This is a genomic window from Actinoplanes sp. NPDC024001, assembly GCF_040638955.1.
In the GTDB taxonomy this organism is placed as follows: domain Bacteria; phylum Actinomycetota; class Actinomycetes; order Mycobacteriales; family Micromonosporaceae; genus Actinoplanes.
The window spans coordinates 1-25,177 of sequence record NZ_JBEZZB010000152.1; the positions used below are offsets into that span (position 1 = coordinate 1).

A 25,177-nucleotide genomic window follows, 5' to 3' on the forward strand; every position below is an offset into this window, starting at 1 on the left:
AGCGGGTTCACCGGACCGGCCACCACGAGGTCGTAGTCGTCGACGAGAACGAAGAGTTCCGGACCGGTCCACCAGGAGCGATCCCGCAGCTGCTAGGGAAGTCGACCGGCACCCCGAGGGCGATGTTGACGTAGTTGGTGAACAGGTTGAGAGCGACCTGGGCGATCGTCTCGACGATCTGCTCGTCGCTCCAGCCCTGCGCGCGGACGGCCGCGACGTCCTCGGCCGTCACCTGGCCACGCTCATCGACCAGCTTCAGGGCGAAATCGAGCAGAGCGGCGGTACGGGCGTCGTCGGACTTGCCGGCCTGCGCGGCGGTGAGGTCTTCCCGGCTCAGGCCCGCCTTCTTCCCGAGGGCGGTGTGCGCGGCCAGGCAGTACTCACACGAGTTGCGGTTCGCGACCGCCACGGCGATCTGCTCGCCCAGGGCCGCGCCGAGGGTGCCGCCGGAGAACGCGCCGAACGACCCCCACATGCTCTTGAGCGCGGCAGGAGAGTTCGCGACTGCCTTGAACATCGCGGGCACAGCACCGAACGCCGCGTGGATCTGGTCCAGCTGGACCTTCACCTCGCCGGTGGCGGAGTCACGGTCGATCAGAGGCACGTTTGCCATGGTTGGTTCCTATCTGAGGTGAACGCCCCGATGGCGGGGCTCGTGCCATCAACCCTGCCCTGCGGAGGCGGACGATACGTATCTGGAAGTCTTTGATACTTAGCGGATCGTCCATAGAATGGCGGTGTGGAACCTTCCGATCGGCTCACTCCGCTGCTGCAACGCTTCCGGGTCAACACCAGGCTGTTCCACGCCGGCCCACTCTGCGGTGTGACGACGTTCGCGGCCCGGCCCGGCCGAGGCTTCCTGCACATCCTGCGGCGCGGAGAAATGGCGGTCACCCATCGAGAACCCGGCGGCGCGGTGCGGCGGATCGAGATCGACCGGCCAACCCTGCTGTTCTATCCGCAGCCTCTCGAGCACGCCTTCCACAACGCGCCGACCGAGGGCTCCGACCTCACGTGCGCGTCGCTCGACGTCGAGGGAGGTGCGACGCATCCCCTCATGCGGACTTTGCCTTCCGTGCTTATCGTCCCCCTCGACGCCGTAGGGGAACTGGAGCCGCTCCTGCAGGTCCTGTTCGACGAGGTCGACAACGTTCGCTGCGGTCAACGGCTCGTCGCCGACCGGCTGTTCGAGGTCGTCCTCATCCGATTGCTGCGCTGGATCCTCGACCACGTCGACGAACTCGGCGTACCTTCGGGCATCCTGACCGGCCTGGCCGATCCACGTCTGGCTCCCTCACTCATCGCGCTACACGAATCGCCAGAAGCCGACTGGAAGCTGGACAGCATGGCACGCGAAGCACGAATGTCACGCAGCGCCTTCGCCGCCCACTTCAAAGAGGTCATCGGCGCAACCCCCGGGCAATACCTGACCCAGTGGCGGCTCACCATCGCCCAGGAACGCCTGCGCGCCGGCGCAGCCGTGTCCACGGTCGCGACGGAGCTCGGGTACGCCAACGCGTCCTCGTTCTCGCGAGTGTTCTCCCAGCACCTCGGCACAGCGCCGAGGAACTGGCTCGCCACGCCACCGCAGCCACCGATCTCGGTGTAAGAGCAAGCCCGACGAGCCCAGCCCTCACCCGACAACGCGATCACACCGTCGAAGCGCGCTGGACGGTTGAAGCAGTTCACGTGTCCCGCGGTGCCGTAGCGAAGCCTTCGGTCCACCGGTCTTCGTCAAGGGTGTACGGGGCGATGAGGAAGCAGTCCGGCTCGTCGCGGAAGCCGGGCAACTCTCGTGCTCGAACGAGCCGCTCTTCGGCCTTCTGCTCGGTGGAATAGACGCCGAGGATCTTCAGATCGTCGCCATCCTCCTCATCCCAGACCAGGTCACCGTCCTCGCCATGATGTTCGGTTGGCCGACCGTCGAGGAACGGCGCATGACGAACGTGCCAGACCAGGTAGACGTCCACCGGTTGACCGTATAGCCACGCCGGTGAGCGCAGTCCCCGCACCGCGGCATCGGTTCACGCTCCTGCCGCTCTGCGGGCGCGCCGGCCGGCGGGCGGGCGGCTATGGCGAAGAACGAAAGACCCTCAGCAGACCCGCAGGCGTTCGCCTCTCGACAGGCAGAGCTCCACCACTGACAACAGTTTTGACAATGCTTCGAGCTGGTCGATCGTCATCGAAGGCGACGCCTCATCGTCGGCAGGGCCGTACGTGGACCATCTCGAGCGAATGATGCGCAGGCGGTCCGCCAAGGCAGGGTACTCGGATGTGGGATGTTCGCTGTTGATGTAGTCGAGATCGAACATCAGCCGTAGAGGGCTATCCACGTTGTGCCACGAGCGGGAACCGCCGAAGTCTTGCATCGAGTCCAGGTCGAGACCCTCTTCGGCGGCAAGCATGCGATGGAAGCTGTGCAGATGGCTCCATCCGTAGGTGGCCTGCGGATCACCACGCCGTGATGATGTTGGAGAGCCGACGGTGAAGATCCAGGCCATTCGGGGATGTTACGTGGCTGCGGCTGCAGATGTCGGCGCGAGCCGACTCAAGGGCCGACGTGCTGATCTGCCGCCGACCGGGCCGTCACGCTGGGCGGTCGGTCCGTGAGTCTGGCTAACGACCTGAGCTGCGAGTTGCGGTTGCTCGTCAACCATGCGTCGCGTGGGCAAGAAGGCAGGTAAGAACTGATCCAAACTTGGCGAACAGACCAGCCGTCAACAACTCGATCTACACCGGCGGCGGGTGCCGGTCGGGTCCAGGGCCATCACGGCGAGGCAGACACACTTCCGCGCGGCCTGCTCGTTGGGGAGACGGCCGCGGGCCCGCACGGCCCGGCGGATCCGGCGTTCACGCTCTCACCGCCGCTCAGAGCCGGTCGGCCCCGGCCATCCGGTCGTCCGCGACTTTTCGCCGGTGACCGCACATCCGGATTCGTCCGAACTTGCCGTGGTACCCCCTGCCTCGCGCGCACGATCGTCGCAGGACATCGAGAAGGGGGAATCCGTTGAGCAAGCTCATGCGCGTCGTGGTGGCCGTGGCCGCGCTCGCCGGCGTCATGCTGGCGGGGCAACCGGCCGGTGCCGTAGGGCAGGCCGCCCAGCGGTCGTGCACGGTGGCGCCTAGCAACAAGTGGCGATGTAACACCGCGCCGATGTGGCTCGCCGCCGGTGCCAATCCGCACGCCGCTACATTGAACATCTACTCGCCCGACACACCGAACCCGCCCGGAACCGAGGCGGATCCGCCCAGCTCATTCCTCATCATCCGCAATGTCGGCACCGGCGCTGAGATTCTCCGCGACTACCAGTACCGCAGCGCCGAGCACAACATCTGGATGATCATCAGACAGTCCGGCAACTACCGGGCCGAGCTGCACTGCCCGTACGGGTGTGCGGGCGCCACGCTCTACTTCGACAGCTGACCTCTGCCGGCGATGGGATCGCCCGGCCGCGCCCGAGAGGGCCGGCTGGGCGACGTCGTGCTGTCGGCCGACCTCCTCGCACTCACGGCGGTCCGGGACTACCCGGGCCGCCGTCGAGCGTGCTGTCATACCGCTGATCGTTCGTGACGCACGCGAGGCGTCAGGCGCGTTGCGATCCGTGCCGGCTCGGTGGGGTTCGATCGAGCCTCCTCCCGCCAGACCACAGCGCAGCACGATCAGGTTGCCACAGCGATCTCCTTGTCAGCCCAGGGTCGCTCGGATGACCGCGGTGTTCCCGTCCAGCTCCAGCAGGTGTACGACGTACCCTCCCGGTTCGGGCTCGGTTCGGGGCTGGTCGCATCCGAGTCGCCCGCCGCCGTCGGCGTGTATCGCCAGAATGCACCCGGGCCCCGCCAAGAAGCCGCCGCCTCCGCCTCGGCCATTGGCGTCGGTCAGTCGCACGCGGACACCGCGATCCTCCATGGAGGCCGACACTGTCCACCTGGCGAGTGGAAATTCGACCGAACGGGAGAAGGAAACTTTGCAGTCACCGTCGGCACACTTCGCGTACTTGGTGCCGCCCCCGCTCGGTGCCTCCGTCTTCTGTGTCGCTGTGGGCTTTCGTGTTGCTTTGGGCTTCTGTGTCGCCTCCACCTTGCGTGACTTGTCCGCGGTGGGGGAGGGGGATGCGGCAAGCTCGGCGTCACGCGGACTTGAGGGGGAAGCAGCGCGGGAGGCGGTCGCGGTGGCGGCGGCGTCAGGGCTCGACGGCGTGGCAGCGGAGGACGATTCCGCTTTGGAGTCGCAGCCGGCTACGGCCAGGACGAGCAGTAGCGCTCCGATCGCTGTGCGTTTTGTGGAGGAACGTCGGCAATGCTGCATGCGCGGAGTCTAGCGGTCCGACTTTTACCCGGAGCGCTCAAGAACCCTTGATAGAGATCGATCCTGCAACAGTAGGGGCAGTTCGCGCGGGGGAGTGATGCGTGGGTTATGCGGTTCGGCTGTCGTGCCAGTCCGCCAGCGCGGTTTCGGTGGTCAGGTGGTCCAAGCCTATGGCGGCGGCGCCGTGCAGGGCGCCGAGGTCGCCATGGGCCGCGTCCAGGACCGGCGGTGGCTGCTGCCGGTGGAAAGTCATCAGCCCGTTGCGGTAGACGGTTTCGAAAAGGTGCGGGGCGGCGGAGCGTAGGGGTACGGCGAGACCGCCGAGGCTCACGGCAGTCGGATCGTGGGTGTTGACCAGTCCGGCGGTGCCGCGGGCGAGGGCTGTTACGACCCGGTGCACGGCCGCTACGGCATCGGTGTCGCCGGAGGCGGCGTGGGCGAGCACGCGGTAGGCATAGCCGCGGATATCGGTGGGGGAGTCTTGACGCAAATGGCGGGCCAGCGCTCGCCCATCGACCTCCAGATCCCAGCAACCGGTCGCGCCGCAGGGACAGTGCAGCGTGAAATCACCGAGAGGCAGGTGTCCGATCTCGCCGCCGGCGCCGGTGGCACCGGTCCAGGGGCGGCCGTCCGCGATGAGGCCGCCGCCTATGCCGACATCGACGAGCAGGTGCAGTGCGGTGCGGGTGTTCGCGGTCGCGCCGGTGCGTGCCTCCGCGACGCCGGCCAGTGTGGCGTCGTTACCGACGATGAACGAGAGGTCGGTGCCGGCAGTGATGGGCGACATGTCCACCGGGCCCCAGCCGAGCGTGGCGGACTGGACGAGCTGGCCGTTGCGTACGGTCGCCGCAGCTGCGAGTGACGCGGCGCGGAGCCGGCCGGAGTGACGGTGCCGCAGTTGCCGCACGGTGTCGGTGAGTGTTGCGAGCACGTGTTCTGGGTCCGGGCTCGAATGCTGGTGGGTGTGCATGTCGTGCAGCTGGCCGTCGAGGCCCGCCAGGGCCCAGCGGGACTGCTCGTGGCGGACCTCGATCGCGAGCAGAAGCGGTCCGTCAGGGTGGGGGCGAAGCAGCGTGGTGGGCCGGCCGCGGCCGGAGGTTGGGGCCGGCTCTTCGCTGAGCAGCCGGGCCCGTCGCAGCCGGCCGGTGATCTCGGTCGCCGAGCTGCTGGACAGATGCAGGTCACGGACCAGGTCGGCGCGGGTGGGCCGTGGATGGTGCCGCAGATAGCCGAGGACTTCCGCGGCCGCGCGCCAACGGACTGTTCGCGCAATGCCGGCTGACATGCCATCTCCCTTATCCTCGTGACACGAGGATAATATGGGAGCATGGACCTGGGCGATGTCTCGGCGGTGCTGTTGGACATGGACGGCACTTTGGTCGATTCGGACGCGGCGGTGGTACGGGCCTGGACGGTGTGGGCGGTCGAGCACGACGTCGACCTGGACACCGTCTTGGCGATCGCTCACGGCACGCCGGCGCACGCGACGGTGCGTCGCCTGCTGCCACACCTCGACGAGGCTGGCGTGGCCACCTCGGCGGCCCGGCAGCTGGCGCTGCAGTACGAAGACCTGGCGGATGTGACCGCACTGGCCGGTGCCGATGACCTGCTCGCCGTCCTCGACCGATCGGGGCTGCCATGGGCGATCGTCACCAGCGCCGACGCGCGGCTGGCCGCTGCCCGGCTGGGCGCCGCCGGCATCGCGGCGCCACTGCTCCTGACCGCCGAGGACGTGACCACCGGAAAACCCGACCCGGAGGGATACCTGGCGGCGGCGGCGCGCCTGGGGGCGGATCCGGCCCGGTGCCTGGTGGTGGAGGACTCGCCCGCCGGGCTGGCTGCTGGACGGGCAGCCGGTATGCGTACCGCAGGGCTTCGCGAGTTGGAGGCCGATCTGCGGCTGTCCGACCTGGGCCAGCTGGCACACCTGCTGCACCGATCCCGATGAGCCCGTGTGGTGGCAGGCCGCGGACGGATAGCGCGGCAGGGGGTGGATGTAGCGCTCGGCCGACGGTCGTGGCTGCCCGACCGCGACCCTGCCGCAGCACTCCGCGGCTGGCACCACAGCAAGCCTTGTCGCTGGCCGACCTCTGAGCACCCGAAGGAGTCCCGATGCCCCTCGCCGTTCAGCCGTACCAGGTGCACATCCCCGACTCGGACCTTGCGGAACTGCGAACCCGGCTGGCCCGCACCCGCTGGCCCGAACCGGCGCCCGCACCAGGCTGGAACCACGGGGTGCCTCGGCAAGTCATGCAGAACCTGTGCCGATACTGGGCCGAAGACTATGACTGGCGGGCCACCGAAGCACGGCTCAACGCGCTACCGCAGTACCTCGTCGACGTGAACGGCCTGCGGCTGCACGTCGTACACGCGCGGTCCTCGTACCCGCGGGCACTGCCCCTGATCCTCACCCACGGCTGGCCCGGCTCGGTGCTCGAGTACGTCGGCCTGGTCGGAGCACTGACCGACCCGGTACGTCATGGCGGCGAGCCCGAGGACGCCTTCGACGTGGTGATCCCCTCCCTCCCCGGATACGGCTTCAGCGACAAACCCACCCAGCCTGGCTGGGGCATCGAACGGATCGCGGACACCTGGGCCCAGCTGATGAACGGCCTCGGCTACACCCGCTACGGAGCTGCCGGCAGCGATTGGGGCACGAGCATCTCCAGCGCTCTCGCTGCGCAGCACCCCCACCACGTCGCCGGTATCCACCTCATCCCGCCGCTGGCCGGCCCCGACCCGACAGCAACCGACGACCTCACCGATGCCGAACGCGATGCCCTCTCCCGCCTGCGCGAACGCGGACACTCCGGCTCGGCGTACTCGGAAATCCACCGCACCGCCCCGCAGACCCTCGGCTACGCCCTGGCCGACTCCCCGAGCGGTCTGTGTGCCTGGATAGCCGAGAAAATGCTCACCTGGGGAGACCCGAACCTGGCCAGGAGCGGTGACCAGGCCGTCGGGCTCTCCTGGGACCACATCCTCGACCAGGTCACGCTCTACTGGCTGACCGGCACCGCAACATCCTCGGCACGTCTGTACGCCGAGAGCATCCACCAGGTGTCCACGTGGATCGACGGCACCCAGGCCGATCAGGTCCGCGTACCCGTCGGTGCGTCCATCTTCCCCGCCGAGGTGCCCCGGCCATCCCGCCGCTGGGCCGCCCGCCGGTATCCGGACATCCGCCACTGGGCCGAACACCAGCGCGGCGGCCACTTCCCGGCACTGGAGGTTCCGGACCTATTGGTGACCGACCTGCGAGCCTTCTTCCGGCACCTGCGGTGACCCACAGCCCTCACTCTGGCGCAACGAGCGGCATTGTTCCCGTGTGCTCATGATCGACAGATCAGCCGAGGGTGCGGAAGCCGATGCCGAGAGCTCCCCGCAGCCCCGACCAGGAGAAGGAATCCGCGCGTCGGCCAGTCACACCGCGTGTCTTGATTCGTCACCTGTCGATGCAGCCGACGCGAGCGCCCGGACCCGGGCCAGCAGGTCTTGGTTGTTGAACGGCTTGAACAGGTAGTCGTCGGCGCCGGCGGCCAAGCCATCGTCAACATCGGCATAGTGCGACATCGCCGAAACCAGCATGATCGCGACGGTGCGAGTACTCGGATGCGCGCGCAGCATGCGGCACACCTGGTAGCCGTCCATACCCGGCATGGCCCGGTCGAGAAGCAGCACGTCCGGTGGCCGGTGGCGCGCGGCCGCCACGGTGTCGGGGCCGTCGCAGGCAAGCATCACTTCGTGCCCGGCGCGGGTCAGCAACATCCGCAGGACGGTTCGCGTGTCGGGGTCGTCATCACCGACGAGAACGAATGCCATCAGACCTTCTCCCTTGCAGCGACGGCTTGCGAACAACCCGGAGGCGTCACTGCGACGCGGTCAGCCGGCGTCACCGACCAGGACAGCTTCCCGGCCTACGCCGGTGGCGAGCGCGGCGGCAGGCTCGGCCCCAGTGATGCGGCGTCCCATTTCGGTCGCTTCGTGCACCGGTTGCCGGTTGCTTAGCCCCGTTCGCCGAGTTCACACCATCATCGCGCCGATGGGGGGAGCACCGAATCGGTCACCTTACCGATTTTTCGGGAATCGGAAGCGGCCGGGATGCCGCACCGGGGTCGGTTGCTGTCCCGCGTGTCAAAGATCTTCCCGTGGCAGAGGCGGTCGCGATGTCCCACTAGGGGAGGGCCGGCGTGTGCACGGACGTGTCGATGAGAGAGAACCCGACGCGGGACAGGCGCTGTCGCGGCGAACCGGGCGGTCAGCAGACGTAGAAGGTGTAGCCGTAGGGACTGCCTCGGTCGTAGATGGCACGCAGCCGTGGCTGGGCGACCTCCGGCAGTCGGGCCAGCACGCGGAGGAAGATTCGGCCGTCCGGCGCGAACCGGTACCTCGGGAGCATTTCCGGCAGGGCCTCCGGCGGGATCGGAACCGAGCGCCCCACCGGCTTGGCGGGTCGGTGGAACGCGAGGTGCCGCCAGGCGTCCCAGGCCAGCGGGACCGGCTTCACCGGTGCGGCCACCGGCCACAATTCGCCGGTCTGCGGATGTTGCGGGATGAGAGCGAAGTCGCCGTCGGGTTCCGGTAGGCCGGGCCCGGCCAGGACCAGGGTGTGCTCCGGCTCCGTGCCGATGCGGCTGACGAGGCGGTCCAGAGCGGGCCGGAACACCGCGGCGACCTGGTGATCCGGGATCGCCATCGGGTCGCCGCCGGAGGCGGCCAGCAGGTGCGCCAGCGCCGAGGCTGCGGCGGCCGCCCACATCGGGTGCCAGCCGCCGTCCGGTTCGGACGGCGCGATACCGGGCCGATGCTCGATCAGGTCCGGCCAGTCGAGGACCGGGTGCGGGCCCGGCCCGTCCTCGATCACGTGGGTGGTCCGCGGGTTCAGCCAGATCGCCTGCCGCAGGCCACAGTCGTCGATCCGAAGGGCCACCGGTGTGCCGCAGGTGACGCAGACCATGTTGGGCTCGTCGCCGTCGAGGCCACAGCATGCGGAGTCGCCCGCCAGCGCCGGGTCGACGACGGCGCCGCGGATGTCACCCGGGGCGAGCAACACCCGGCCGACCGGCCCGGTGGAGACGACGAACCTCGGCGCGTACCAGCCGAGCGCCTCGGCCTCACCTGCTTCGAGTTCGGCCCACCGGCGCCATGGCGGACCGAAGGGCAGCGGATCCACCGCGAACGTGCCGGGCTCCAGCGCCGAAGCGAGCGATCCCGGCCCGTTCCCGTACTTCTGGCCCGCGTGGACGGGCAGCGCCACCCTCGACACCGGAACCGTCAAAGTGGCGTCGCAGCGGCGGCAGCCGAAAACCGTCATGTATCCCTCGCGTGTCGACTGAGGCACTGCAGATCGTCGCCCCAGCCCGCCGGCCGCGCTCAGCGCCTCCGCCGGCAGCCTCGACCGTGCCTGGCCGGGCAGCGGTCGTGCCACCGATAGACAGGGTTGTCGCGGCGGGGCGGGTGTGGCTCACACCTTGGTGAGATCGTCCGGGAGGGCGGCCATGCTTTCGGCGTACTGGCGTAGTGACGCATTCGTGGCGGTCGCGGCGTAGCGGCGGAACTGGTCCAGACACTCCCGCCGTCGGTAACCACCGGTCACGGCGGGTAGGCGGGAGAACGACATGCCCTGCCGGGCCGGCTGCCACACGGCGGCGACGCCGCCGGCGCCGTCGTCGGGCGCTTCCAGGCCGTAGTAGACCTCGGACACGCCCAGGGCCATGGCGGCTCCGAGGCACATGAGACACGGCTCGAGCGTGATCGCGAGAACGAGCGGACGGCCGCGGGGTTTCCAGCCGAGGTGCCGGTCGGCCTGTTCCATGGCCAGCAGATCGGCGTGGACGAGCCGTCGGCCCTGTGTCCGCTCCTGGGTGTACGCCCGGCCGAGGACCTCCTCGCCCAGCACGACGACCGCGCCGACGGGCAGTTCGCCGGCCCGCATACCCTCTTCGGACACCTCGAGTGCCAGCGCTACGAGGTCATCCGCGGTCCTGGCGTCCGGCATCCCGCGATCTTTCCACAGAGGTGAAGGGGTGTGCACTCGAGTAACGGCCCGTCGCCGTCAATGAGCGGGCACCGACACGCAGACCATGGTGGTGTCCTCGAGGGCCTCGACAACCCCGGCCGACTGCTCCGGAACGTGCACGAAGTCGCCTGCGTCCACCGTTACGGCGTCGCTCCCGGCGCCCACCCGGAGTGCTCCGCTGAGCACCACCCAGACCTCCGCGTAGGAGGCCGGCAGGTCGGCCCGCGCCCCCGCGGAGAAGAACGACGTGTAGGCGCTCATCGACCGGCCGGCCTCTTTATCGAGGGCGGGCGCGATGAGGATCTTGTCGCCGAAGCGGATGGCGTCGTCGCCGATTGCCGAGCTGAACCTGCGCACCCGCGGAGGCGTGACATCCATGCCGAAACCTCTTTCCCCATCAGTGGTCAGGCGTCGAGCCCGGCTGCGGCGCCTGAACGGGCCACACCCGGTACGCGTCGTCGGGATCGAAAGAGACCCGGGCACCCCCGGCAACCGTGCTCGCGCCGCTTGTCCGCGCCGACGGTCTCGAAGACCTCCAGGAACCGGGCGGGGCCGGCAACCGTGGCTCACTGCCTGCTCCACATCGTAAAATCTCCACCTGAGTCGAGGTCAACGCAGTCAGTCCAGGAATGTCACGGTCTCCGACAGCGGGGCGCGGATACGAGGCTGCGCGAATGCCGGATCGGCGAAACCGATCGACATCCCGCAGAACAGCATTCTTTCGGGCGGTGCGGCGGTCACGTCAGCGACGCTGCGGTGGTACTCCGCCCACACTTCCTGCGTACAGCTGTGCAGCCCCTCGGCGCGCAGCAGCAGCATCACCGTCTGCAGATAGATGCCGACATCAGCCCATCGCGGCACCGGCATGTCCCGGTCCAGATAGCAGAACAACGCGGTGCCGGCGCCGAAGCAGTTCCAGTTCTCGGCCCGGATCCGAGCCCGGCCGGCGATGTCGCCGCGTGCGACGCCGCGTGCGCCGTAGAGGCCCTCGCCCAGCGCCGTCATGCGTTCGAGGTAGGGCGAGCGCACCTCGGGCGGATAGTTCGCGAATTCCCGCTCATCACCGCAGTCGCCGGCGGCGACCCGCTCGGCAACGGCTTTCTTCAGCGTGGCCAATGGTGCACCGGACACCACGTAGACATTCCATGGCTGCAGGTTGCTGCCCGACGGGGCATCGGCGGCCGCCGCCAGCACGCGCTCGAGAACCTCGCGCGGGACTGGCTGATCGGTGAACCGGCGAACCGACTGCCTGGTCCGCACCGCACGGTAGACGTCCATCAGCGCCGCTCCATGACCATCTGCGGGCACGGGGGCCGGGTCAACGCGAAGTACGACGCGGCGGCCACCAGCAACCCCACACCCCAGAGCGTGTAGCCGCCCATCTCCAGCAGCAAGGGCAGGAACGGCCCGCCGAGGTCGCCGCGGATCCAGGCGGTCATCCCGGCGACGCCGAAGTATGCGGTGAGGCTCGCCCCGACGAACAGCCCGGTGCCGAGCACCAGCCACCGAGGCACCGCTCGACCCCGCAGCGGCCCCGACCAGGCCGGCCAGAGCCGGCCCCAGCGGTGCGCCAGGGCCAGCGGCAACAGCGTGCCGGCCAGGCTCATCAGGACCACGAAGACCACCATGGCGGTCGATGATGTGCCGTTCGCCTGCGTCGCCGTGGACGGCCATCGCCCGGCGATCGTGTCGCTGAGCCACACGCTCATCCGGGCCGTGAACCCGGCGACGGCCAGGTAAGCGCCGGCGAAGGCCCAGCCGGGCGCCCGCTCCGCACGGCTCCCCGGCGATCTGCCGTGGACCCGGCCGCAAGACTTGCACGTACGCGCGGCCTGCTGCCACTCGCCCGCAGCGATGATCAGGCAGAGGACGCCGCCGGCGGCGCCGCCGCCGGTCGCCGACAAGCTGGCGACGGTGCCGGTCTGGACACCCTCGAACAGCAGCGACACCAGGATCACCGGGAACAGGAACGAGTACGCGCACAAGCCGGCACCCGCAACCGCGTTGAGGACGGCGAGCAGGTAACGGCTGGCGTCGTCCACCTCGCGGCCGGCGGCTACCGCGGCGGAAAGGCACCCGATCGCCGCCAGGGCGCCGAGAATCACCGGCAGCCATGCGCCTGAGAAATAGGACTCCCGGCCGTTCAAAAATGGGGGTCCACCGTTGATCGCCCATGACACGTGGATCACGGTGTAGGCGATCTGCCAAAACGCCGCGACAACCCGAACCTGTCGATCGGCCATCACGGCTCGGACACCACGGTCACGGTCGGTGCACCGTTGCCCACGGCCGCCGGAAGCTGCGGCGCGGCATCGTCAAACCGTCGCGTTCTCTTCATGCCGCTCACGGTAGAAACCAGCACGCCCGCCCAACTCCCCACGCAGAGGGATCACCCTCCCTCTCCAGGGTGGTCCCTCTGCGTGGGGAAGGCGCCGCGCTGCCGGTCAGCCGGCGGTGATGGACTCCTGTGACTCAGCGTGCGCGGCGGTAGTGCATGGCCATCGCGCCGTTGCGCAGCGGCTGCGCCGACAGCAGCTCGAGCTCGCGCGTGCCGGGGAGCCCGTCCTGGTACAGGGTCGGCCCGTGGCCGGCGATCCTGGGATGGACGAGCAGCTTGTACTCGTCGATCAGATCCAACCGGTCGAGCTGGATCGCGAGCTTGCCGCTTCCGAGCAGGACCCCGCCCGGGGTCGCGTCCTTGAGCCTCTGCACGCCCTCGCGCAGGTCACCGGCGATGTGGTGGCTGTTGGCCCACGGGAAGTCCCTGCGCGTCGACGACACCACGTACTTGGGTTTGGCGTCCAGCTTGACCGCCCACTCGCGCATGGCCGGCGGCGCCTCCTCGTCGCCGCGGGCGACGGCCGGCCAGTAGACCTCCATCATCTCGTACGTGACGCGGCCCCACAGCATTGCCCCGCTCTCGTCCATGAGCCGGGTGAAGTGGGCGTGCGTCTCGTCGTCGGCGATCCCCTCCCGGTGGTCGACGCAACCGTCCAGGGTCAGGTTGATGCTGAAGATGAGCGATCCCATGGCCGGCGAGTTTAGTGCCACCACGGCGTCGAGCAGACCTCCCGCGCTCACCGGCCGACCACATCCGCCGGCCCGCGGTGGTCGCCGAAGGCGACGTCGAGGCGCGATCATCTCAGGCCGAGGAATACCAGGATCGACAGATCTTCCTGCTCCAGAACCGCACCGGGTGGTGCGGTGATGTCGGCCGGCGCGCCGTAGTCCGAGAACGTGATCACCATGTCGGCGTCGGGCTGGGCCGCACCGGCGGTGATTTTCGAGAAGCGACCGCGCTCGTCGAGGTCGACGCTGACCGGCACCTCCGTGGTGTTCGCCGCGCCGCTGTCGGGGTTGTCGATGGTGACCGTGCCCGCGAACGAACGGTCGCCGGTGGCGGTGACAGCCGTGGCGCGGGCCGCGGGGTTGGCCAGGTTCCACGGGAACTCGTCGTTGAAGATCACGGAGGTTTCCCGGAAGTTCGGCAACCGGGTGCGGATCCAGCCGCCCGCGGCGAAACGATCGGCCGCGGCCGGCGACATCGTTATGGTGTGCAGCTTGTCGCCGGTCACGCGAATGTAGAGGGCTGATCCGATCCGGCGGACGACGTAGCCCTCGCCGCTGATCTCCCAGTTCTTGGTCTGCGCGTTCACCACGCCGGTGAAGTCCGACGGCTCGTCATTCTGTTCCCGGGCGAACCGGGCGGACTCCGTACCCAGTCGGCCTTTCGCCGCGGTGAGAGCCTGCACCGGGTCGGACGGAATCGGCGCGGCGGAGGGGAGGGTCTGGCTCGCGCCGGCACCGCCGTCTGCGGTGGGGGAGCAGCCGGCTCCCATGGCCGCCATGAGTACCGCCGCACTCGTGGCCATCAGCCGCCCGACTCGCATTCACATCCTCTTTCCACGATCATGAGCGGCGGTCACAATATCGGAAGGGCTGGATCGACCGCGAGCGGATCGCGCCAACGAGGCCCGGAATCCCTGCGCTCTCCGCTCGTGCGCGAGTGTGGTTACTGTGCCGAGGATGAGATCGGACTTCACCGTTGCCCTGCGCGGTTACGACAGAGAACAGGTGGATCGGCTTCTCGCCGAGGTGGATGCGGCGCTGGCCGCGCCGGAGCCGGCGCTCCACGAAGCGGCCCGACAACTGTTGCGGAAACCGGAGCTGCAGGCAGTTCTGCGGGGATATGCCTGCGATGAGGTCGAGGACGCTATTCGTGATCGTCTGCGCTTGCTGGAGCCGGCGGCGGACCCCACCGCGTCACTGAGCGGCCCCGGGCTCCCCTCGTTCACCGTGGTGCTGCGCGGATACGACATCACGCAGGTGGATGAGGCTTTCCAACGGTGCGAGGCGGCGCAGCGTTCTGACGACGCATTCGCGCGGGCAACGGCACGCGACATGCTGCGGACGGCTAATTTCACCGTGCGTTGGAGAGGTTACGCCCGCACCGAAGTCGACGGCGCCGTGCAGCAACTGGTCAGGCAGCTGTCGTCATAGCGCGGCACCGTACGTGAACCCCATGATCCAATGCCGCTCCGTAAGCAGCGGAGCGCGCCACGCTGCCCGGGTGGGGCTCACTTCGCCGAAACTTCGGTATGGTTCGCGACCATGGGCGCGATCAAGCCATGGCACCTGCTCTTTTGTCTGCTCGTTGTGCTCGTGATCGTTGGCGGGGTGGTCGCGATGATCAAAGCGGGACGCAAGAAGTAACACGTTCTGGGCCGGCCCCGCAGCGATGCGCGGCCGGCCATGACGTCCTCTCTGCTGGCCCGCGAGTCGCGGATACAGCGACTCCGCATCGGCCCTTCACGGCCGCGCGCAGCATGTCCGGATCCCTCCCGCCCACCACGGTGGTCAGCCGGCCAGGCGCAACCGGCTTCCTGCGCGCGAGCCGAGCAACGCCTGCCAGCATCGGTCGCTTCTAGTTGGTCCGCCATGACCGCCTCAACGACCATCGATGGAGACTGGACGCGGTTCCGCGGGCCCCAGCAGGCCGAGATGTCACCTGCCCACCAGGTGAGTACGCCGATCTACCGGTGTTCGAAGTGGCAAGGCCCCAACGATGCGCTGTCTGGCCGCTAAGTCACCTCTGCAGGTACTCGGCGAGGTTGGCCAGCGAGGAGGCCAACCCGACAGCGTGGTCTTCGGCGGAAATGCCGGCCGGGACGTCGTCAGCTCGAAACTCCACGCGTGTGCCGTCTTGCACCGCCGTGAGTTCCCACGTCATCGTCATAGTGCCCGCCTGGGCCGGGTCCTCGGAGACGAAGTTGACGGCCTGCACCACCCGTACTCCAGGGGTGATGTCAACGAAGCGGGCCTCAACGACATCTGAGTCTGCGGTGGTTTTGCCCGGTGAGGTCGAGGCGTCGGCATAGGTCAGCACAAGCCGATAGGACCCGCCCGGCTTCGCCTCGAACCGCTCGAAGCGGCCGCTCATGCCCTCGGGCGGTAACCAGACCGTCAGCGCCTCGGGGTCAACGAGGGCCGCATACACGCGGTCGAGCGGAGCCGCGATTACCCGGAAAGCCGTATCTGTCCTAGCCATGACGCGATCCTAAAGGCGCGATGCTGGGGTTTTCGTCCCTCTGCCCTGCGCACACCGCGCCAGCCAGCTCGCTGTAGTCGCCCTTGACGACACAGCGGGCTGGTGGTTCTCTCCACAGTTTTGGACACCGGTTGAACGCCAGCTTCAACACCGCGTGATCGTCCGAGGATTTCGTGTCCATGAGTTTCGACACCATCACCAGGGCGGCCGCTGCTTCGATGCCTGGCCGAGCGGGCGCAAGCGGGCGTGGCCGAGGTCGGCACAAATCGCTTGCGGCCCGACTGCGTCGTGGTGATGCTTGCCCTCTATCTGGGGGCGATGAGTGACGGGGCACCTGAGTGGAATCTTCAGAGCAACTCGGGACTTGGGGCTCCGGCACGCACGTTGCCGACGCGGTTCTGCTCGATGGAGTGGTGCGCAAGACGGTCGGACCGTGGACTCCTGCGGTCTTCGCTCTACTCAGGCATCTTGAGCAGGTCGGTTTCGCAGGCGCGCCGCGCGTGGTCGGCGACGGGTACAGCTTTGTTCCGGGTGACTCGCCGCATCCGCGCGCCTGGTCTGACGAGGCTGTAGGTGGAGTAGGGGTGCTGCTCCGTGGCCTGCACGACGCCACGGCAACGTTCACGCCGCCCGCCGATGCCGTGTGGCAGGTCAACTGGCTGCGCCAGCTCGGCGGCGACGACATGGTGATCGGGCATTGTGATCCTGGGCCGTGGAACATCGTCGGCGAACACGGGCGGGCTGATGCCTTCATCGACTGGGAGTTCGCCGGCCCGGTGGATCGTCTCTGGGAACTCGCCGAGACGGTGTGGCTGAACGCCCAGCTCGTCGATGACGACGTCGCAGAGATGCAGGGCCTACCCGACGCGCTCACCAGGGCTCGTCACGCCCGAGCCATCGTTGACGGGTACGGCCTGCCCCGGAACGCGCGAGACGAACTTATTGATCGACTCGCCGACGTCGCGATCCACAACGCACGCCACGAGGCGGTCGCCCAAGGCGTGACTATCGACAGCACCGCGGCGATTGCCGACGACGGCTACCCGATCTTGTGGGGCATCACCTGGCGAGCGCGCAGCGCCTCGTGGATCGCGCGGAACCGCACCACGATCCGCCGGGTCATGCTCGAATAGGCACCCCTCGGCTCTCCACTTCACGTCGGATCCGTCGAGATGGCGGAGGTTCCCGCTTCACCCGTTGATAGCCGGCAGAGCTGAACCTCCGGCAGCCGACGAGGGTGCGGTCAAATCTCGCGAAGATTGATCATCGGGTGAACCGATCAATGGAAGCAAAACTAACGAGCCGCTGGTGTCGCAACTCGTGAGCAGAGCCAGGGCTGGTCTGCGCGGCGACACAGGCGCGAAGCCGGAGGTTGCACGACCAAGCTGAACCGCACGGCCGGTCACCTTCGGTGGACGGGGTTCGTCATGACGGCGATCGTTCACACGAAAGGTTGCTGGTCATGAGTCATGCGCACGTGCACGGCTATGTCGCGGAAGGGTTCGACCACGTCCGCGAGGAGTACACCGCGGTGGTGGCCGAACAGGGCGGCCAGGTGGGGTCGCAGCTCGCCGCCTACGCGGGCGGCCGCCTGGCGGTCGACCTGTGGGCGGGGCCGCAGGTCAGCGGGGACACCCTCACCGGGGTCTACTCGTCCACCAAGGGCGCCGCGACAGTGGTGGTGGCGTTGCTCGCGCAGGAGGGCATCGTCGACGTCGACCGGCCGGTGGCCGGCTACTGGCCGGAATTCGCCGCCGCGGGCAAGGACACGATCACCGTACGGGACGTGCTCACCCACCGCTCGGGTGTGATCGGCGTCGACGGCGGGCTGACCGCGGCGGAGCTGGCCGACGACGCGGTGATCGCCCGCCGGCTGGCCGGGCAGCGGCCCTACTGGAGGCCGGGTTCGGCGTACGGCTACGGCGGGTTCGTCACGTTCGCGGTGATCGCCGAGGTGGTCCGGCGGGCGACCGGACAGCCACTGCGGCAGGTGTACGACGAGCGCGTGCGCGTTCCGTACGCGCTGGATCTGTTTGTGGGGTTGCCGCAGGCGCAGGAGCAGCGGTTCCTGCCGGTCCAGTGGTGGTCGGCCACGCCGGAGCAGGAGGCGGCGTTCTGGGCGGACGTGCCGGGCCCGCACAGCATCACCGGCGTCGGCTACGGGCTCAACAGCACGCCGCCGCTGGACCAGGTGGCCTTCGTCAACACCCGTACGGTGCGCGGCAACGGCCCGGCCTCGGCCGGTGGTGTGGGCAGCGCACGCGGTCTGGCGGGCCTGTACGCCGCGGCGCTCTGGGGCGGCAACGGCCGGGCGGCGCTGCTCGAGCCGGACACGGTCGCCGAGTTCGCCATGCTGCACTCCACCGGCGGTGACCTGGTCCGCGGCGCGCAGGGCAACTACGCGCTCGGCTTCCAGGCCAAGGGTCTGCGCTACCCGTTCCTGAGCGCGAACGCGTTCGGTCACGACGGCTCGGCCGGCTCCGAGTCGTTCGCCGACCCGCGCAGCGGCATCGCCTTCGGCTACACCCGGCGCCGGTTCGGGTTCGGCTGGTCCTATCCCGAACACGACCGGCTCGCCGCCGCCGTCCACCGCGCCGCCACGAAGGCCTGAGGGATGCGGATGGCCTCGTACCCCGGGCGCCGTGACCGCAGCGGCCTGGCGCTGCCGGTGATCGCCGCCGCGCAACTGCTGATGGTGATGGACGGCACCATCGTGACCGTCGGGCTGCCGGTCATCGGCGGCGGGCTGAGGATCGCCGAGGCGGACCTGGACTGGGTGCTCACCGCCTACGCCCTGGTCTTCGGCGGCCTGCTGCTGGCCGGCGGCCGAGCCGGGGACCTGTTCGGCCGGCGCCGGATGTTCCGCATCGGCCTGCTGGTCTTTCTGGCCGCCTCGCTGCTGGGCGGCCTGGCCGGCAACGGCAGTGTCCTGATCGCGGCCCGCATCCTGCAGGGGGCCGGCGCCGCGATCGTCGCCCCGGCCGCCCTGTCGTTGCTGGCCGACACCTTCCCCGCCGGGCCACAGCGCAACAGGGCACTGGGCGTGTACGGAGCCATGGGCGGCCTCGGGTCCGTGGTCGGCCTGCTGCTCGGCGGCGCCCTCACCGAATACCTCGGCTGGCGGTGGATCATGTTCATCAACATTCCGATCGCTTTGCTGGTGCTGGCCGGCACCGCCGCCGTGGTCCCCGGCACCCGCGAACGCGGCGGGATCGACCTGCCCGGCGCGGCCGCCGTCACCGTCGGCCTCGGCTCGCTGGTCTACGCCATCAACCGCGCCGGATCCCACGGCGCCGGCGACGCGCTCACCGTGGCCTGCGCCGCGACCGCCGTCGTGCTGCTCGCCGTCTTCGTGCTGATCCAGCGTGGCGCCCGCAGCCCGATGCTGCCGCGCAGCGTCCTCGCCGACCGCAGCCGGCTCGGCGTCAACCTGGTGATGCTGCTGATGGGCGCCGGGCAGCTGGCCACCTTCTACTTCCTCACCCTCTACATGCAAACGATCAAGCAGTACTCCCCGATGACCACCGGGCTGGCGTACCTGCCGTTCGCCATCGGCATCGGCATCGGCTCCGGGCTGATCGGCCCGACCCTGCAGGCCCGCACCAGCACCCGCACCGTCCTGATGACCGGCATGGCGGTGGCCGCCGCGGCGATGGGCTGGTTCAGCCTGCTCACCCCGGACCAGAACGCCCTGCTCGTGCTGCTGCCCGCGCAACTGCTCGGCGGCATCGGCCTGGGCATCGGCTTCGTCGCGGCCACGATCGGCGGCGTGCACGGCGTCGCGCCCCAGGACTCCGGCGTCGCCTCCGGACTGGTGAACACCAGCCAGCAGATCGGCGGCGCGGTGGGACTGGCTGTCCTGGCGAGCGTCGCCGTCACCGCCACCGCGAACCAGCCGGCCGGCACGCCCGTACCCGAGGCGCTCACCGGCGGTTACACCGCCGGCCTGCTGGGCGCGGGCACGTTCTACCTGGCCGCCGTCCTCGCCACCGTCCTATTGGCGCGGCGCGAGCCGGATCGCCGGCAGGCGGTCACCTTCGCCACGCCGGATCCGTCAAAGCGATGAGACACCAACGGAATCCAGAAAGGTACGCCACCATGCAGCAACTCCAGTCCCGTCTGCCGAACCCCATGCGCCTCGTCCCCGAGCTGGGGGAGATCAGCGGCGCGCTGTTCAAGGCCACCGGCAACGGCTGCGTGCCGCAGAGCACCATCAGCCTGCTGCAGCTGCGCGCCGGGCAGATCGTCGGCAACGACTACCTGACCACCCTGCACACCGGCAACCTGCGCAAGGCCGGCGAGACCGAGGAACGCGTCACCGCCGTGGCGTCCTGGCGCGACGCCTCCTGCTTCACCGACGCCGAACGCATCGCGCTGACCCTGGTCGAGGCGGTCCTCACCGCCAACCCCACCGGGGAACGCGTCAGCGACGACCTGTACGCCCAGGCGAGCCGGCACTACGACGACAAGGCCCTCGCCACGCTGATCATGGCCATCGGCCAGGTCTGCTTCTTCATCCCGCTGGCCGTGATCGGCAAACCGCTGCCCGGCGTCTCGCCGGCGCAGCAGTGGAGGGAGTAACTCCACCCGGGGCTCAGGGTGAGGCCGGCACCACGCCTCACCCTGAGCATCCCTGCTGACCGTGCGATTCAGCGTCTGGCACGAACCTGGGAGCCGCCGGACGGGCCACCCTCCTAGCGTTTTGACATGTCGTTCACCTGGGTCGTCGTTGCCGGCCTGGTCCTCGCTCCCACCTCGGTGGTGAGCGTGTCCAGCGCGGGGCAGCAAGGGAACTCCAGCTCCACGTCGCCGGCGGTCAGCGCCGACGGCCGTTTCGTAGCGTTCGAGTCGTCCGCGTCGAATCTCGTGCCGGGCGACACGAACGGCGTCACCGACGTCTTCGTCCGGGACCGCCGGAGCGGCGTCACCGAGCGGGTCAGCCTGACCGGCGCCGGCGGGCAGTTGCCCGACCACAGCTACTCCGCGTCGGTCAGCGCCGACGGCCGGTACGTCACCTTCGTGACCGCGGCCCCGGCGCCGGACCCGAGCCAACCCCACGGGCCGCCACTGGTCTACGTGCGTGACCGGCGGGCCGGCACCACCGAACTGATCTGCCAGTCCACCGCCGGGATCGCGGCGCCGTACCAGTGCGACGAGCCGGCGATCAGCGCGGACGGCCGGTTCGTGGTGTTCGAGAGCTTCGCGGACACCCTGGTGGCCGGCGACACCAACGGCACGTCGGACGTGTTCGTGCGCGACCGGCTGGCCGGCACCACCACCCGGGTCAGCGTCTCCACCACCGGCCGGCAGGCCACCGGGGACAGCCGGCAGGCCTCGATCAGCCGCGACGGCCGGTACGTCGCCTACGAGTCCGCGGCGCCCGACCTGGTCCGGGGCGACACCAACGCCATGACCGACGTGTTCGTCCGCGACCGGTTGGCCGGCACCACCACCCGGATCAGCACCTCCACGGCGGGCCGGCAGGCCAACGGATCGAGCTGGCTCCCGCAGATCAGCGCCACCGGCCGGTACGTGGCGTTCCCCTCCGCGGCCACCAACTTCGAGCGCGGTGACACGAACGACCAGCAGGACGTGTTCGTCCGTGACCGCGTCGCCGGCACGACCACCCTGGTCAGCCTCTCCAGCAGCGGGGAGCGGGCCAACCGGTTCAGCTCCACGCCGGACATCAGCGCCGACGGCCGCTTCGTCACGTTCAGCTCCGACGCGACCAACCTGGAGCCGGCCCACACCGGCGAGGCGGTGAACGTCTTCATCCGCGACCGCCGCACCGGCGTCACCCGCAGCGTCGCACCGGCCGGATCCGGCGGCCAGCCGATCGAGCACGGCCTGTTCCAGCCGGTGCTCAGCGACGACGCGAGCACGGTCGCCTTCGCCACCGTGGCGCCGGACCTGGTTCCGCCGGACACCACCGGCTACCAGGTTCTGATCGCCGGAATACCGCCGGGCTGACAGCCGGCCCGGACGGTCAAGCGCTGCCGGGCAGGTTCCACGCGACGGGGCGGTTGACGCCTGCGGCGTTGCGCGCGTTGGCGACCAGCAGACCGGCCTCGGTCAGCTCGACCACCGACGTCACGCTCCATCCGGCCGGGGCGGTGAGCCGGGTGCGTACGCCGTCGTCCCACAGCGACACGCGGGTCGTGCCGTCCTGGTGCTGGGCCAGGATCACCATCCGGCGGCCGTCGGCCACCGCCACGCCGGCCGCGGACAGCTCCCCCTCCTCACGGGCGACGACGGTCAGCGCGTTGGTGGCGTCCCAGTACGCCGCCTGCTGGCCGTTGCCGTCGGTCATGTACCCGGCGATGCCGCCGTCGGCGGCGAGCGAGTCGGACGACGACGCCGGCGTGCAGTTGAGCCCGCCGGTGGGCTGGCCGGCCCCGGTGGCGCGCGCCAGGGTGACGTCCGAGCCGGGAACGCCGCCGACGTGCCGGACCAGCGCGAACGCGATCTCGCCGTTGTCGCGCAGGTACCCGCTGTAGACGGCGCTGCCGTCGGCCTGCACCTGGGAGGTGCAGGCGGGCCCCAGGAAGTAGGAGCTGATGACGGGGAACCGCAGGGTGGCGCCGTCCTTCCACAGCACCGGCCGGGAGGTGCGGCCCTGGCCGAGCCCTTCGCCGACCCACACGATGGCGGTGTCGGGGCCGCCGACGGAGCTGACCGAGCGCCGGTTGCCGGTGTCGAGGTCCGGTGTGCCGCGCAGCGGCGTGCGCACATTGTCGCGGGTCACCAGCTCGGAGTCGCCGATGATGGGAATGTCGTCGTCGTAGGTCAGCACGGCCCACGGACCGTTCGGCCCGACCGCGGTGACGGACGTGGACGCGCCACCGATCAGCGTGGTGGACCGGCCGTCGAGCGACCAGCGGGCCGCGCGGCCGTCGCCGAGCGTCACGGACCCGGCGGCTTCGCCCAGGTCGGTGAGGCCGCTCACCCTGCCGGACGTCGCCCCGGCGGGCAGGGCGAGCTGCTGACGCAGCCACCCGGCCCGCGGGACCTTGAACCATCGCTGGGGGCGTTCGGTGTACGAGGTGGAGCCGTCCGGGGCGGTGACGGTCTCCCCGACGTTGCCGGCGACCACACCGAGTGGTGAGACGTCGACCGCCCCGACCGATATCTGCAGGTTCGCGCCGGCGGCCGGGACGGGCAGCAGTTCGCCGCGGACGACGGGTGCCGCGGCGGCCGGTGCGGCGGCGGCCCCGCCGAGTGCCCCGATGAACAGCACCGGTGCGAGGACAGCCCGGGCGACCCGGCCCGCCGAGTTGTTATCGAGCATTTTCTATGTCTAGCACTGGTGGCGGGCCGGGCGCAGCCCGTCGCGGTTCCCGGCTCAACCGTTGCGCAGCATCCGGTAGCCGAGCGACGGCGTCACGCGCATCAGGGCGGGCAGCAGCCGGGCCTTGCCGACGTAGATCTCCGCACGGTCGCGGCGCAGCCCGTCGAGCACCGCCCGCGCCGCCGCCGACGCGCTGATCTTCCCGGTGCCCCGGCCACGGGTCATGTCGGTGTCGACCAGCGGCATCATCGCCTCACACACCCGTACGTGCGGTGCGCCCTGCTCGCACTGGTAGCGCAACGCGCGGGTGAAGGTGCGTACCCCGGCCTTGGTCGCGCAATAGACCGGGGCCGCGCGCTTGGGCGCCATGGCCAGCCCGGTGGTCAGGTTGATGATCGCGGCGGCGGGCCGCTGCCGCAGCCGCGGCAGAAGGCCGGCGCAGATCGCGACGACCGCGTCCAGGTTGACCGCGATCTCCCGGCGCGCAACCGGACGGGCCCGGTGCGCGTCACCGGCCAGAAAGTCGGTGTGCGCCTGCACCGCCGCGTTGTTGATCACGATGGTGAGGTCCGGGTGCCGGCCGGTGACGGCGTCCAGCAGCGCGTCGACCGCGGCGGGGTCGGCCAGATCGGCGTGGTGGGGGACGACCCGGTCCCCGTGATCGGCGGTCAGCGCGGCGAGCCGGTCCCGGTCACGGCCGACGGCGATGATCCGCGCGCCGCCGGCGATGAGCTGATCGGTCAGGGCCCGGCCGATGCCGCGCGTCGCGCCGGTGATCAGCGCGGTCTGGTTCGTGATGTTCACGGGTGCCTCTCCGGAGCGAAGGCCGACCGGTACTGGCCGGGTGTCATGGCGGTGCGGCGTTTGAATTCCCGGGTGAAATGGGGCTGGTCGGCGTAGCCGCAGGTGAACCCGACGACGCTGAGCGGATGCACGCCGGCGCGCAGCAGCCGGGCGGCCGCCTCCGCGCGGACGGCGGCGAGAAGCCCGGTGAAGCCGCCCACGCCGGACAGCTCGCGTTGCAGGCCGCGCGACGACACGGCGAGGTCAGCGGCGAGACGGTCCAGGGTCCAGTGGCGGGCCGGATCGCCGGCGAGCATCTGCCGGGCCCGGACCGCGAGGCCGGTGCCGGCGGCCGGCTGCGGCGCCTGCCGCTGCAGCGACGACCAGGTGAAACACCAGCGTGCCGTGTCGGTGCCCGGCGCGTGGAAGGCGCCGTCGGCGTAGACGACTCCGGCGCCCGCGGTGACCCGGAGACCCCGGGCGCCGACGGCTCCCATCAAGCCGGTCAGCAGACCGAGGATCACCGCGTCCTCGGCCGGCTCCGGCCGCCCGCCGGGCGGCCCCACGTGCTCGGCGACCAGACGGTCAACACCGATCTCGGGTACGGCGACCCGGTGCCGCGCATGCGTGAAGCGTTCGAGTCGCCCCCACCGGTCGAACAGGTCGGCCGGGTTGCCCGCGGCGCACAGGGCGGCGAGCATCGGATCGGAGCGTTCCCGCAGCACCCCCGCCCCGGCCCGCACCAGCGTGAGCAGGCCGTGCTCGGCGGCGACCCCGGCGAGCAGAGTCCGTTTGACGGTCAGCGGAACCAGCACCGTGCGGGTCGTCGCCGCCGGGACCGGCACGCCGTCGCGGGCCAGGGCTCGCCGCAGCGCCGCGACCAGCGCACCACTCGCGAAATCGTCCACCACGGGCCCCACGGTAGGCGCGCCGCCGTGGCCCGGTCTTGAACGATCGCGCCAGCCGGTGCACCACGATCGCACCCGGGGAAGGCTGCCGCGATGCCGCCCGGCGGCCGATCTGCGGCACATGGCGGTGAAGTCCGGGTCGGATGCGGTGTCGTGGCTGGTGGCAGCCGCGGTGGTGGCCGGTGTCACGGTGTCCGCCGGGGTCGTCGACGTCAGCGCGATGCTGCGGCCGGCGGCGCCGGCCCCCGTGGCGGCGGCGCCGGCCGCGGCGAACGCGCCGTCCTTCGTCACCGTGGTGAAGGCCGCCGAACAGCCCGCCCCGGCG

The 25,177-nt window shown here is 70.0% G+C and carries 27 protein-coding genes; 11 read left to right on the forward strand and 16 right to left on the reverse strand.

Annotated elements, in window-relative coordinates:
* Positions 1 to 7 precede the first annotated feature (7 nt).
* Entirely contained in the window at positions 8 to 613 is a 606-nt protein-coding gene (locus AB0F81_RS39745; RefSeq protein ID WP_360206626.1) for a peroxidase-related enzyme, read from the reverse strand.
* Positions 614 to 739: 126 nt separating this feature from the next.
* On the opposite strand from AB0F81_RS39745, the gene AB0F81_RS39750 reads away from it, so the two are divergent.
* The gene (locus AB0F81_RS39750) at positions 740 to 1,609 is read left to right on the forward strand and encodes an AraC family transcriptional regulator (RefSeq protein WP_360206629.1); all 870 of its coding nucleotides are present in this window, start codon (positions 740 to 742) and stop codon (positions 1,607 to 1,609) included.
* A gap of 76 nt (positions 1,610 to 1,685) precedes the next feature.
* Here AB0F81_RS39750 and AB0F81_RS39755 read toward each other — a convergent pair whose 3' ends face one another.
* Together AB0F81_RS39755 and AB0F81_RS39760 are read right to left on the reverse strand one after the other, a co-directional pair.
* Positions 1,686 to 1,970, reverse strand: coding sequence for a hypothetical protein (locus AB0F81_RS39755; protein WP_360206631.1), 285 nt, complete (start codon positions 1,968 to 1,970; stop codon positions 1,686 to 1,688).
* Positions 1,971 to 2,093: 123 nt separating this feature from the next.
* Positions 2,094 to 2,501 carry a hypothetical protein gene (locus AB0F81_RS39760; RefSeq protein WP_360206634.1) on the reverse strand — a complete coding sequence of 136 codons (408 nt, stop codon included), beginning with the start codon at positions 2,499 to 2,501 and terminating at the stop codon, positions 2,094 to 2,096.
* A 518-nt stretch (positions 2,502 to 3,019) separates the two neighbouring features.
* On the opposite strand from AB0F81_RS39760, the gene AB0F81_RS39765 reads away from it, so the two are divergent.
* Complete coding sequence (locus AB0F81_RS39765) at positions 3,020 to 3,424, forward strand: hypothetical protein (protein WP_360206637.1); 405 nt, start codon at positions 3,020 to 3,022, stop codon at positions 3,422 to 3,424.
* 988 nt (positions 3,425 to 4,412) lie between these two features.
* Here the strand turns inward: AB0F81_RS39765 and AB0F81_RS39770 are convergent.
* Complete coding sequence (locus AB0F81_RS39770) at positions 4,413 to 5,591, reverse strand: ROK family transcriptional regulator (RefSeq protein ID WP_360206640.1); 1,179 nt, start codon at positions 5,589 to 5,591, stop codon at positions 4,413 to 4,415.
* A gap of 42 nt (positions 5,592 to 5,633) precedes the next feature.
* On the opposite strand from AB0F81_RS39770, the gene AB0F81_RS39775 reads away from it, so the two are divergent.
* Positions 5,634 to 6,254 (forward strand): HAD-IA family hydrolase, encoded by a 621-nt coding sequence (locus AB0F81_RS39775; protein WP_360206642.1) that lies wholly within the window; start codon positions 5,634 to 5,636, stop codon positions 6,252 to 6,254.
* A 164-nt stretch (positions 6,255 to 6,418) separates the two neighbouring features.
* Positions 6,419 to 7,591 (forward strand): epoxide hydrolase family protein, encoded by a 1,173-nt coding sequence (locus AB0F81_RS39780; protein WP_360206645.1) that lies wholly within the window; start codon positions 6,419 to 6,421, stop codon positions 7,589 to 7,591.
* A gap of 138 nt (positions 7,592 to 7,729) precedes the next feature.
* Here the strand turns inward: AB0F81_RS39780 and AB0F81_RS39785 are convergent, their stop codons facing one another.
* The 8 genes from AB0F81_RS39785 to AB0F81_RS39820 form a co-directional block, all read right to left on the reverse strand.
* Entirely contained in the window at positions 7,730 to 8,128 is a 399-nt protein-coding gene (locus tag AB0F81_RS39785; RefSeq protein WP_360206648.1) for a response regulator, read from the reverse strand.
* Between the two features lie 436 nt (positions 8,129 to 8,564).
* A complete protein-coding gene (locus AB0F81_RS39790; RefSeq protein WP_360206650.1) occupies positions 8,565 to 9,620 on the reverse strand; it encodes a hypothetical protein in 1,056 nt (351 codons plus the stop codon).
* Positions 9,621 to 9,770: 150 nt separating this feature from the next.
* Positions 9,771 to 10,304 (reverse strand): nucleoside deaminase, encoded by a 534-nt coding sequence (locus tag AB0F81_RS39795; protein WP_360206653.1) that lies wholly within the window; start codon positions 10,302 to 10,304, stop codon positions 9,771 to 9,773.
* A gap of 57 nt (positions 10,305 to 10,361) precedes the next feature.
* On the reverse strand, positions 10,362 to 10,703 hold the full coding sequence (locus AB0F81_RS39800; RefSeq protein ID WP_360206655.1) for a hypothetical protein: 342 nt from the start codon (positions 10,701 to 10,703) through the stop codon (positions 10,362 to 10,364).
* A 240-nt stretch (positions 10,704 to 10,943) separates the two neighbouring features.
* Positions 10,944 to 11,603, reverse strand: coding sequence for a nitroreductase (locus AB0F81_RS39805; RefSeq protein WP_360206657.1), 660 nt, complete (start codon positions 11,601 to 11,603; stop codon positions 10,944 to 10,946).
* Entirely contained in the window at positions 11,603 to 12,505 is a 903-nt protein-coding gene (locus tag AB0F81_RS39810; RefSeq protein WP_360206660.1) for a hypothetical protein, read from the reverse strand. Before AB0F81_RS39810 ends, AB0F81_RS39805 begins: the two co-directional genes overlap by 1 nt.
* A gap of 292 nt (positions 12,506 to 12,797) precedes the next feature.
* The gene (locus AB0F81_RS39815) at positions 12,798 to 13,355 is read right to left on the reverse strand and encodes a dihydrofolate reductase family protein (protein WP_360206663.1); all 558 of its coding nucleotides are present in this window, start codon (positions 13,353 to 13,355) and stop codon (positions 12,798 to 12,800) included.
* 107 nt (positions 13,356 to 13,462) lie between these two features.
* Positions 13,463 to 14,215: a hypothetical protein gene (locus tag AB0F81_RS39820; RefSeq protein WP_360206666.1), complete on the reverse strand. Its 753-nt coding sequence runs from the start codon at positions 14,213 to 14,215 to the stop codon at positions 13,463 to 13,465.
* 136 nt (positions 14,216 to 14,351) lie between these two features.
* Here AB0F81_RS39820 and AB0F81_RS39825 point away from each other — a divergent pair, with 136 nt between their 5' ends.
* Positions 14,352 to 14,825: a DivIVA domain-containing protein gene (locus tag AB0F81_RS39825; RefSeq protein WP_360206669.1), complete on the forward strand. Its 474-nt coding sequence runs from the start codon at positions 14,352 to 14,354 to the stop codon at positions 14,823 to 14,825.
* Between the two features lie 586 nt (positions 14,826 to 15,411).
* Here the strand turns inward: AB0F81_RS39825 and AB0F81_RS39830 are convergent.
* A complete protein-coding gene (locus AB0F81_RS39830) occupies positions 15,412 to 15,873 on the reverse strand; it encodes an SRPBCC family protein (protein ID WP_360206672.1) in 462 nt (153 codons plus the stop codon).
* A 410-nt stretch (positions 15,874 to 16,283) separates the two neighbouring features.
* Here AB0F81_RS39830 and AB0F81_RS39835 point away from each other — a divergent pair, with 410 nt between their 5' ends.
* The 5 genes from AB0F81_RS39835 to AB0F81_RS39855 all read left to right on the forward strand — a co-directional run bounded on the left by AB0F81_RS39835 (position 16,284) and on the right by AB0F81_RS39855 (position 21,843).
* Positions 16,284 to 17,006, forward strand: coding sequence for a phosphotransferase (locus tag AB0F81_RS39835; RefSeq protein WP_360206676.1), 723 nt, complete (start codon positions 16,284 to 16,286; stop codon positions 17,004 to 17,006).
* A 329-nt stretch (positions 17,007 to 17,335) separates the two neighbouring features.
* Positions 17,336 to 18,484, forward strand: a complete 1,149-nt coding sequence (locus AB0F81_RS39840; protein WP_360206679.1) for a serine hydrolase domain-containing protein — start codon at positions 17,336 to 17,338, stop codon at positions 18,482 to 18,484.
* Between the two features lie 9 nt (positions 18,485 to 18,493).
* Positions 18,494 to 19,939, forward strand: a complete 1,446-nt coding sequence (locus AB0F81_RS39845) for an MFS transporter (RefSeq protein ID WP_360206681.1) — start codon at positions 18,494 to 18,496, stop codon at positions 19,937 to 19,939.
* Positions 19,940 to 19,971: 32 nt separating this feature from the next.
* Positions 19,972 to 20,454 (forward strand): carboxymuconolactone decarboxylase family protein, encoded by a 483-nt coding sequence (locus tag AB0F81_RS39850; RefSeq protein WP_360206684.1) that lies wholly within the window; start codon positions 19,972 to 19,974, stop codon positions 20,452 to 20,454.
* Between the two features lie 126 nt (positions 20,455 to 20,580).
* A complete protein-coding gene (locus AB0F81_RS39855) occupies positions 20,581 to 21,843 on the forward strand; it encodes a hypothetical protein (protein ID WP_360206687.1) in 1,263 nt (420 codons plus the stop codon).
* 16 nt (positions 21,844 to 21,859) lie between these two features.
* Here the strand turns inward: AB0F81_RS39855 and AB0F81_RS39860 are convergent, their stop codons facing one another.
* The 3 genes from AB0F81_RS39860 to AB0F81_RS39870 are packed head-to-tail and all read right to left on the reverse strand — an operon-like array spanning position 21,860 to position 24,855.
* Positions 21,860 to 23,161, reverse strand: a complete 1,302-nt coding sequence (locus AB0F81_RS39860; protein WP_360206690.1) for a hypothetical protein — start codon at positions 23,159 to 23,161, stop codon at positions 21,860 to 21,862.
* 54 nt (positions 23,162 to 23,215) lie between these two features.
* The gene (locus AB0F81_RS39865) at positions 23,216 to 23,965 is read right to left on the reverse strand and encodes an SDR family NAD(P)-dependent oxidoreductase (RefSeq protein WP_360206692.1); all 750 of its coding nucleotides are present in this window, start codon (positions 23,963 to 23,965) and stop codon (positions 23,216 to 23,218) included.
* The gene (locus AB0F81_RS39870; protein ID WP_360206695.1) at positions 23,962 to 24,855 is read right to left on the reverse strand and encodes an AraC family transcriptional regulator; all 894 of its coding nucleotides are present in this window, start codon (positions 24,853 to 24,855) and stop codon (positions 23,962 to 23,964) included. The genes AB0F81_RS39865 and AB0F81_RS39870 overlap by 4 nt, the downstream gene beginning before the upstream one ends.
* 118 nt (positions 24,856 to 24,973) lie before the next feature.
* Here AB0F81_RS39870 and AB0F81_RS39875 point away from each other — a divergent pair.
* Positions 24,974 to 25,177, forward strand: a 204-nt coding sequence (locus AB0F81_RS39875; RefSeq protein ID WP_360206698.1) for a hypothetical protein, incomplete at its 3' end; no start/stop codon positions are given.

Bases quoted from the DNA above. Each gene is read 5' to 3' on its own strand.
- AB0F81_RS39795 (WP_360206653.1), bottom strand. From the start codon at position 10,304: ATGCCGGACGCCAGGACCGCGGATGACCTCGTAGCGCTGGCACTCGAG.
- AB0F81_RS39855 (WP_360206687.1), top strand. From the start codon at position 20,581: ATGTCGTTCACCTGGGTCGTCGTTGCCGGCCTGGTCCTCGCTCCCACC.
- AB0F81_RS39800 (WP_360206655.1), bottom strand. From the start codon at position 10,703: ATGGATGTCACGCCTCCGCGGGTGCGCAGGTTCAGCTCGGCAATCGGC.
- AB0F81_RS39825 (WP_360206669.1), top strand. From the start codon at position 14,352: ATGAGATCGGACTTCACCGTTGCCCTGCGCGGTTACGACAGAGAACAG.
- AB0F81_RS39765 (WP_360206637.1), top strand. From the start codon at position 3,020: ATGCGCGTCGTGGTGGCCGTGGCCGCGCTCGCCGGCGTCATGCTGGCG.
- AB0F81_RS39845 (WP_360206681.1), top strand. From the start codon at position 18,494: ATGGCCTCGTACCCCGGGCGCCGTGACCGCAGCGGCCTGGCGCTGCCG.
- AB0F81_RS39830 (WP_360206672.1), bottom strand. From the start codon at position 15,873: ATGGCTAGGACAGATACGGCTTTCCGGGTAATCGCGGCTCCGCTCGAC.
- AB0F81_RS39760 (WP_360206634.1), bottom strand. From the start codon at position 2,501: ATGGCCTGGATCTTCACCGTCGGCTCTCCAACATCATCACGGCGTGGT.
- AB0F81_RS39815 (WP_360206663.1), bottom strand. From the start codon at position 13,355: ATGGGATCGCTCATCTTCAGCATCAACCTGACCCTGGACGGTTGCGTC.
- AB0F81_RS39860 (WP_360206690.1), bottom strand. From the start codon at position 23,161: ATGCTCGATAACAACTCGGCGGGCCGGGTCGCCCGGGCTGTCCTCGCA.
- AB0F81_RS39785 (WP_360206648.1), bottom strand. From the start codon at position 8,128: ATGGCATTCGTTCTCGTCGGTGATGACGACCCCGACACGCGAACCGTC.
- AB0F81_RS39780 (WP_360206645.1), top strand. From the start codon at position 6,419: ATGCCCCTCGCCGTTCAGCCGTACCAGGTGCACATCCCCGACTCGGAC.
- AB0F81_RS39805 (WP_360206657.1), bottom strand. From the start codon at position 11,603: ATGGACGTCTACCGTGCGGTGCGGACCAGGCAGTCGGTTCGCCGGTTC.
- AB0F81_RS39790 (WP_360206650.1), bottom strand. From the start codon at position 9,620: ATGACGGTTTTCGGCTGCCGCCGCTGCGACGCCACTTTGACGGTTCCG.
- AB0F81_RS39850 (WP_360206684.1), top strand. From the start codon at position 19,972: ATGCAGCAACTCCAGTCCCGTCTGCCGAACCCCATGCGCCTCGTCCCC.
- AB0F81_RS39820 (WP_360206666.1), bottom strand. From the start codon at position 14,215: ATGCGAGTCGGGCGGCTGATGGCCACGAGTGCGGCGGTACTCATGGCG.
- AB0F81_RS39770 (WP_360206640.1), bottom strand. From the start codon at position 5,591: ATGTCAGCCGGCATTGCGCGAACAGTCCGTTGGCGCGCGGCCGCGGAA.
- AB0F81_RS39775 (WP_360206642.1), top strand. From the start codon at position 5,634: ATGGACCTGGGCGATGTCTCGGCGGTGCTGTTGGACATGGACGGCACT.
- AB0F81_RS39745 (WP_360206626.1), bottom strand. From the start codon at position 613: ATGGCAAACGTGCCTCTGATCGACCGTGACTCCGCCACCGGCGAGGTG.
- AB0F81_RS39840 (WP_360206679.1), top strand. From the start codon at position 17,336: ATGAGTCATGCGCACGTGCACGGCTATGTCGCGGAAGGGTTCGACCAC.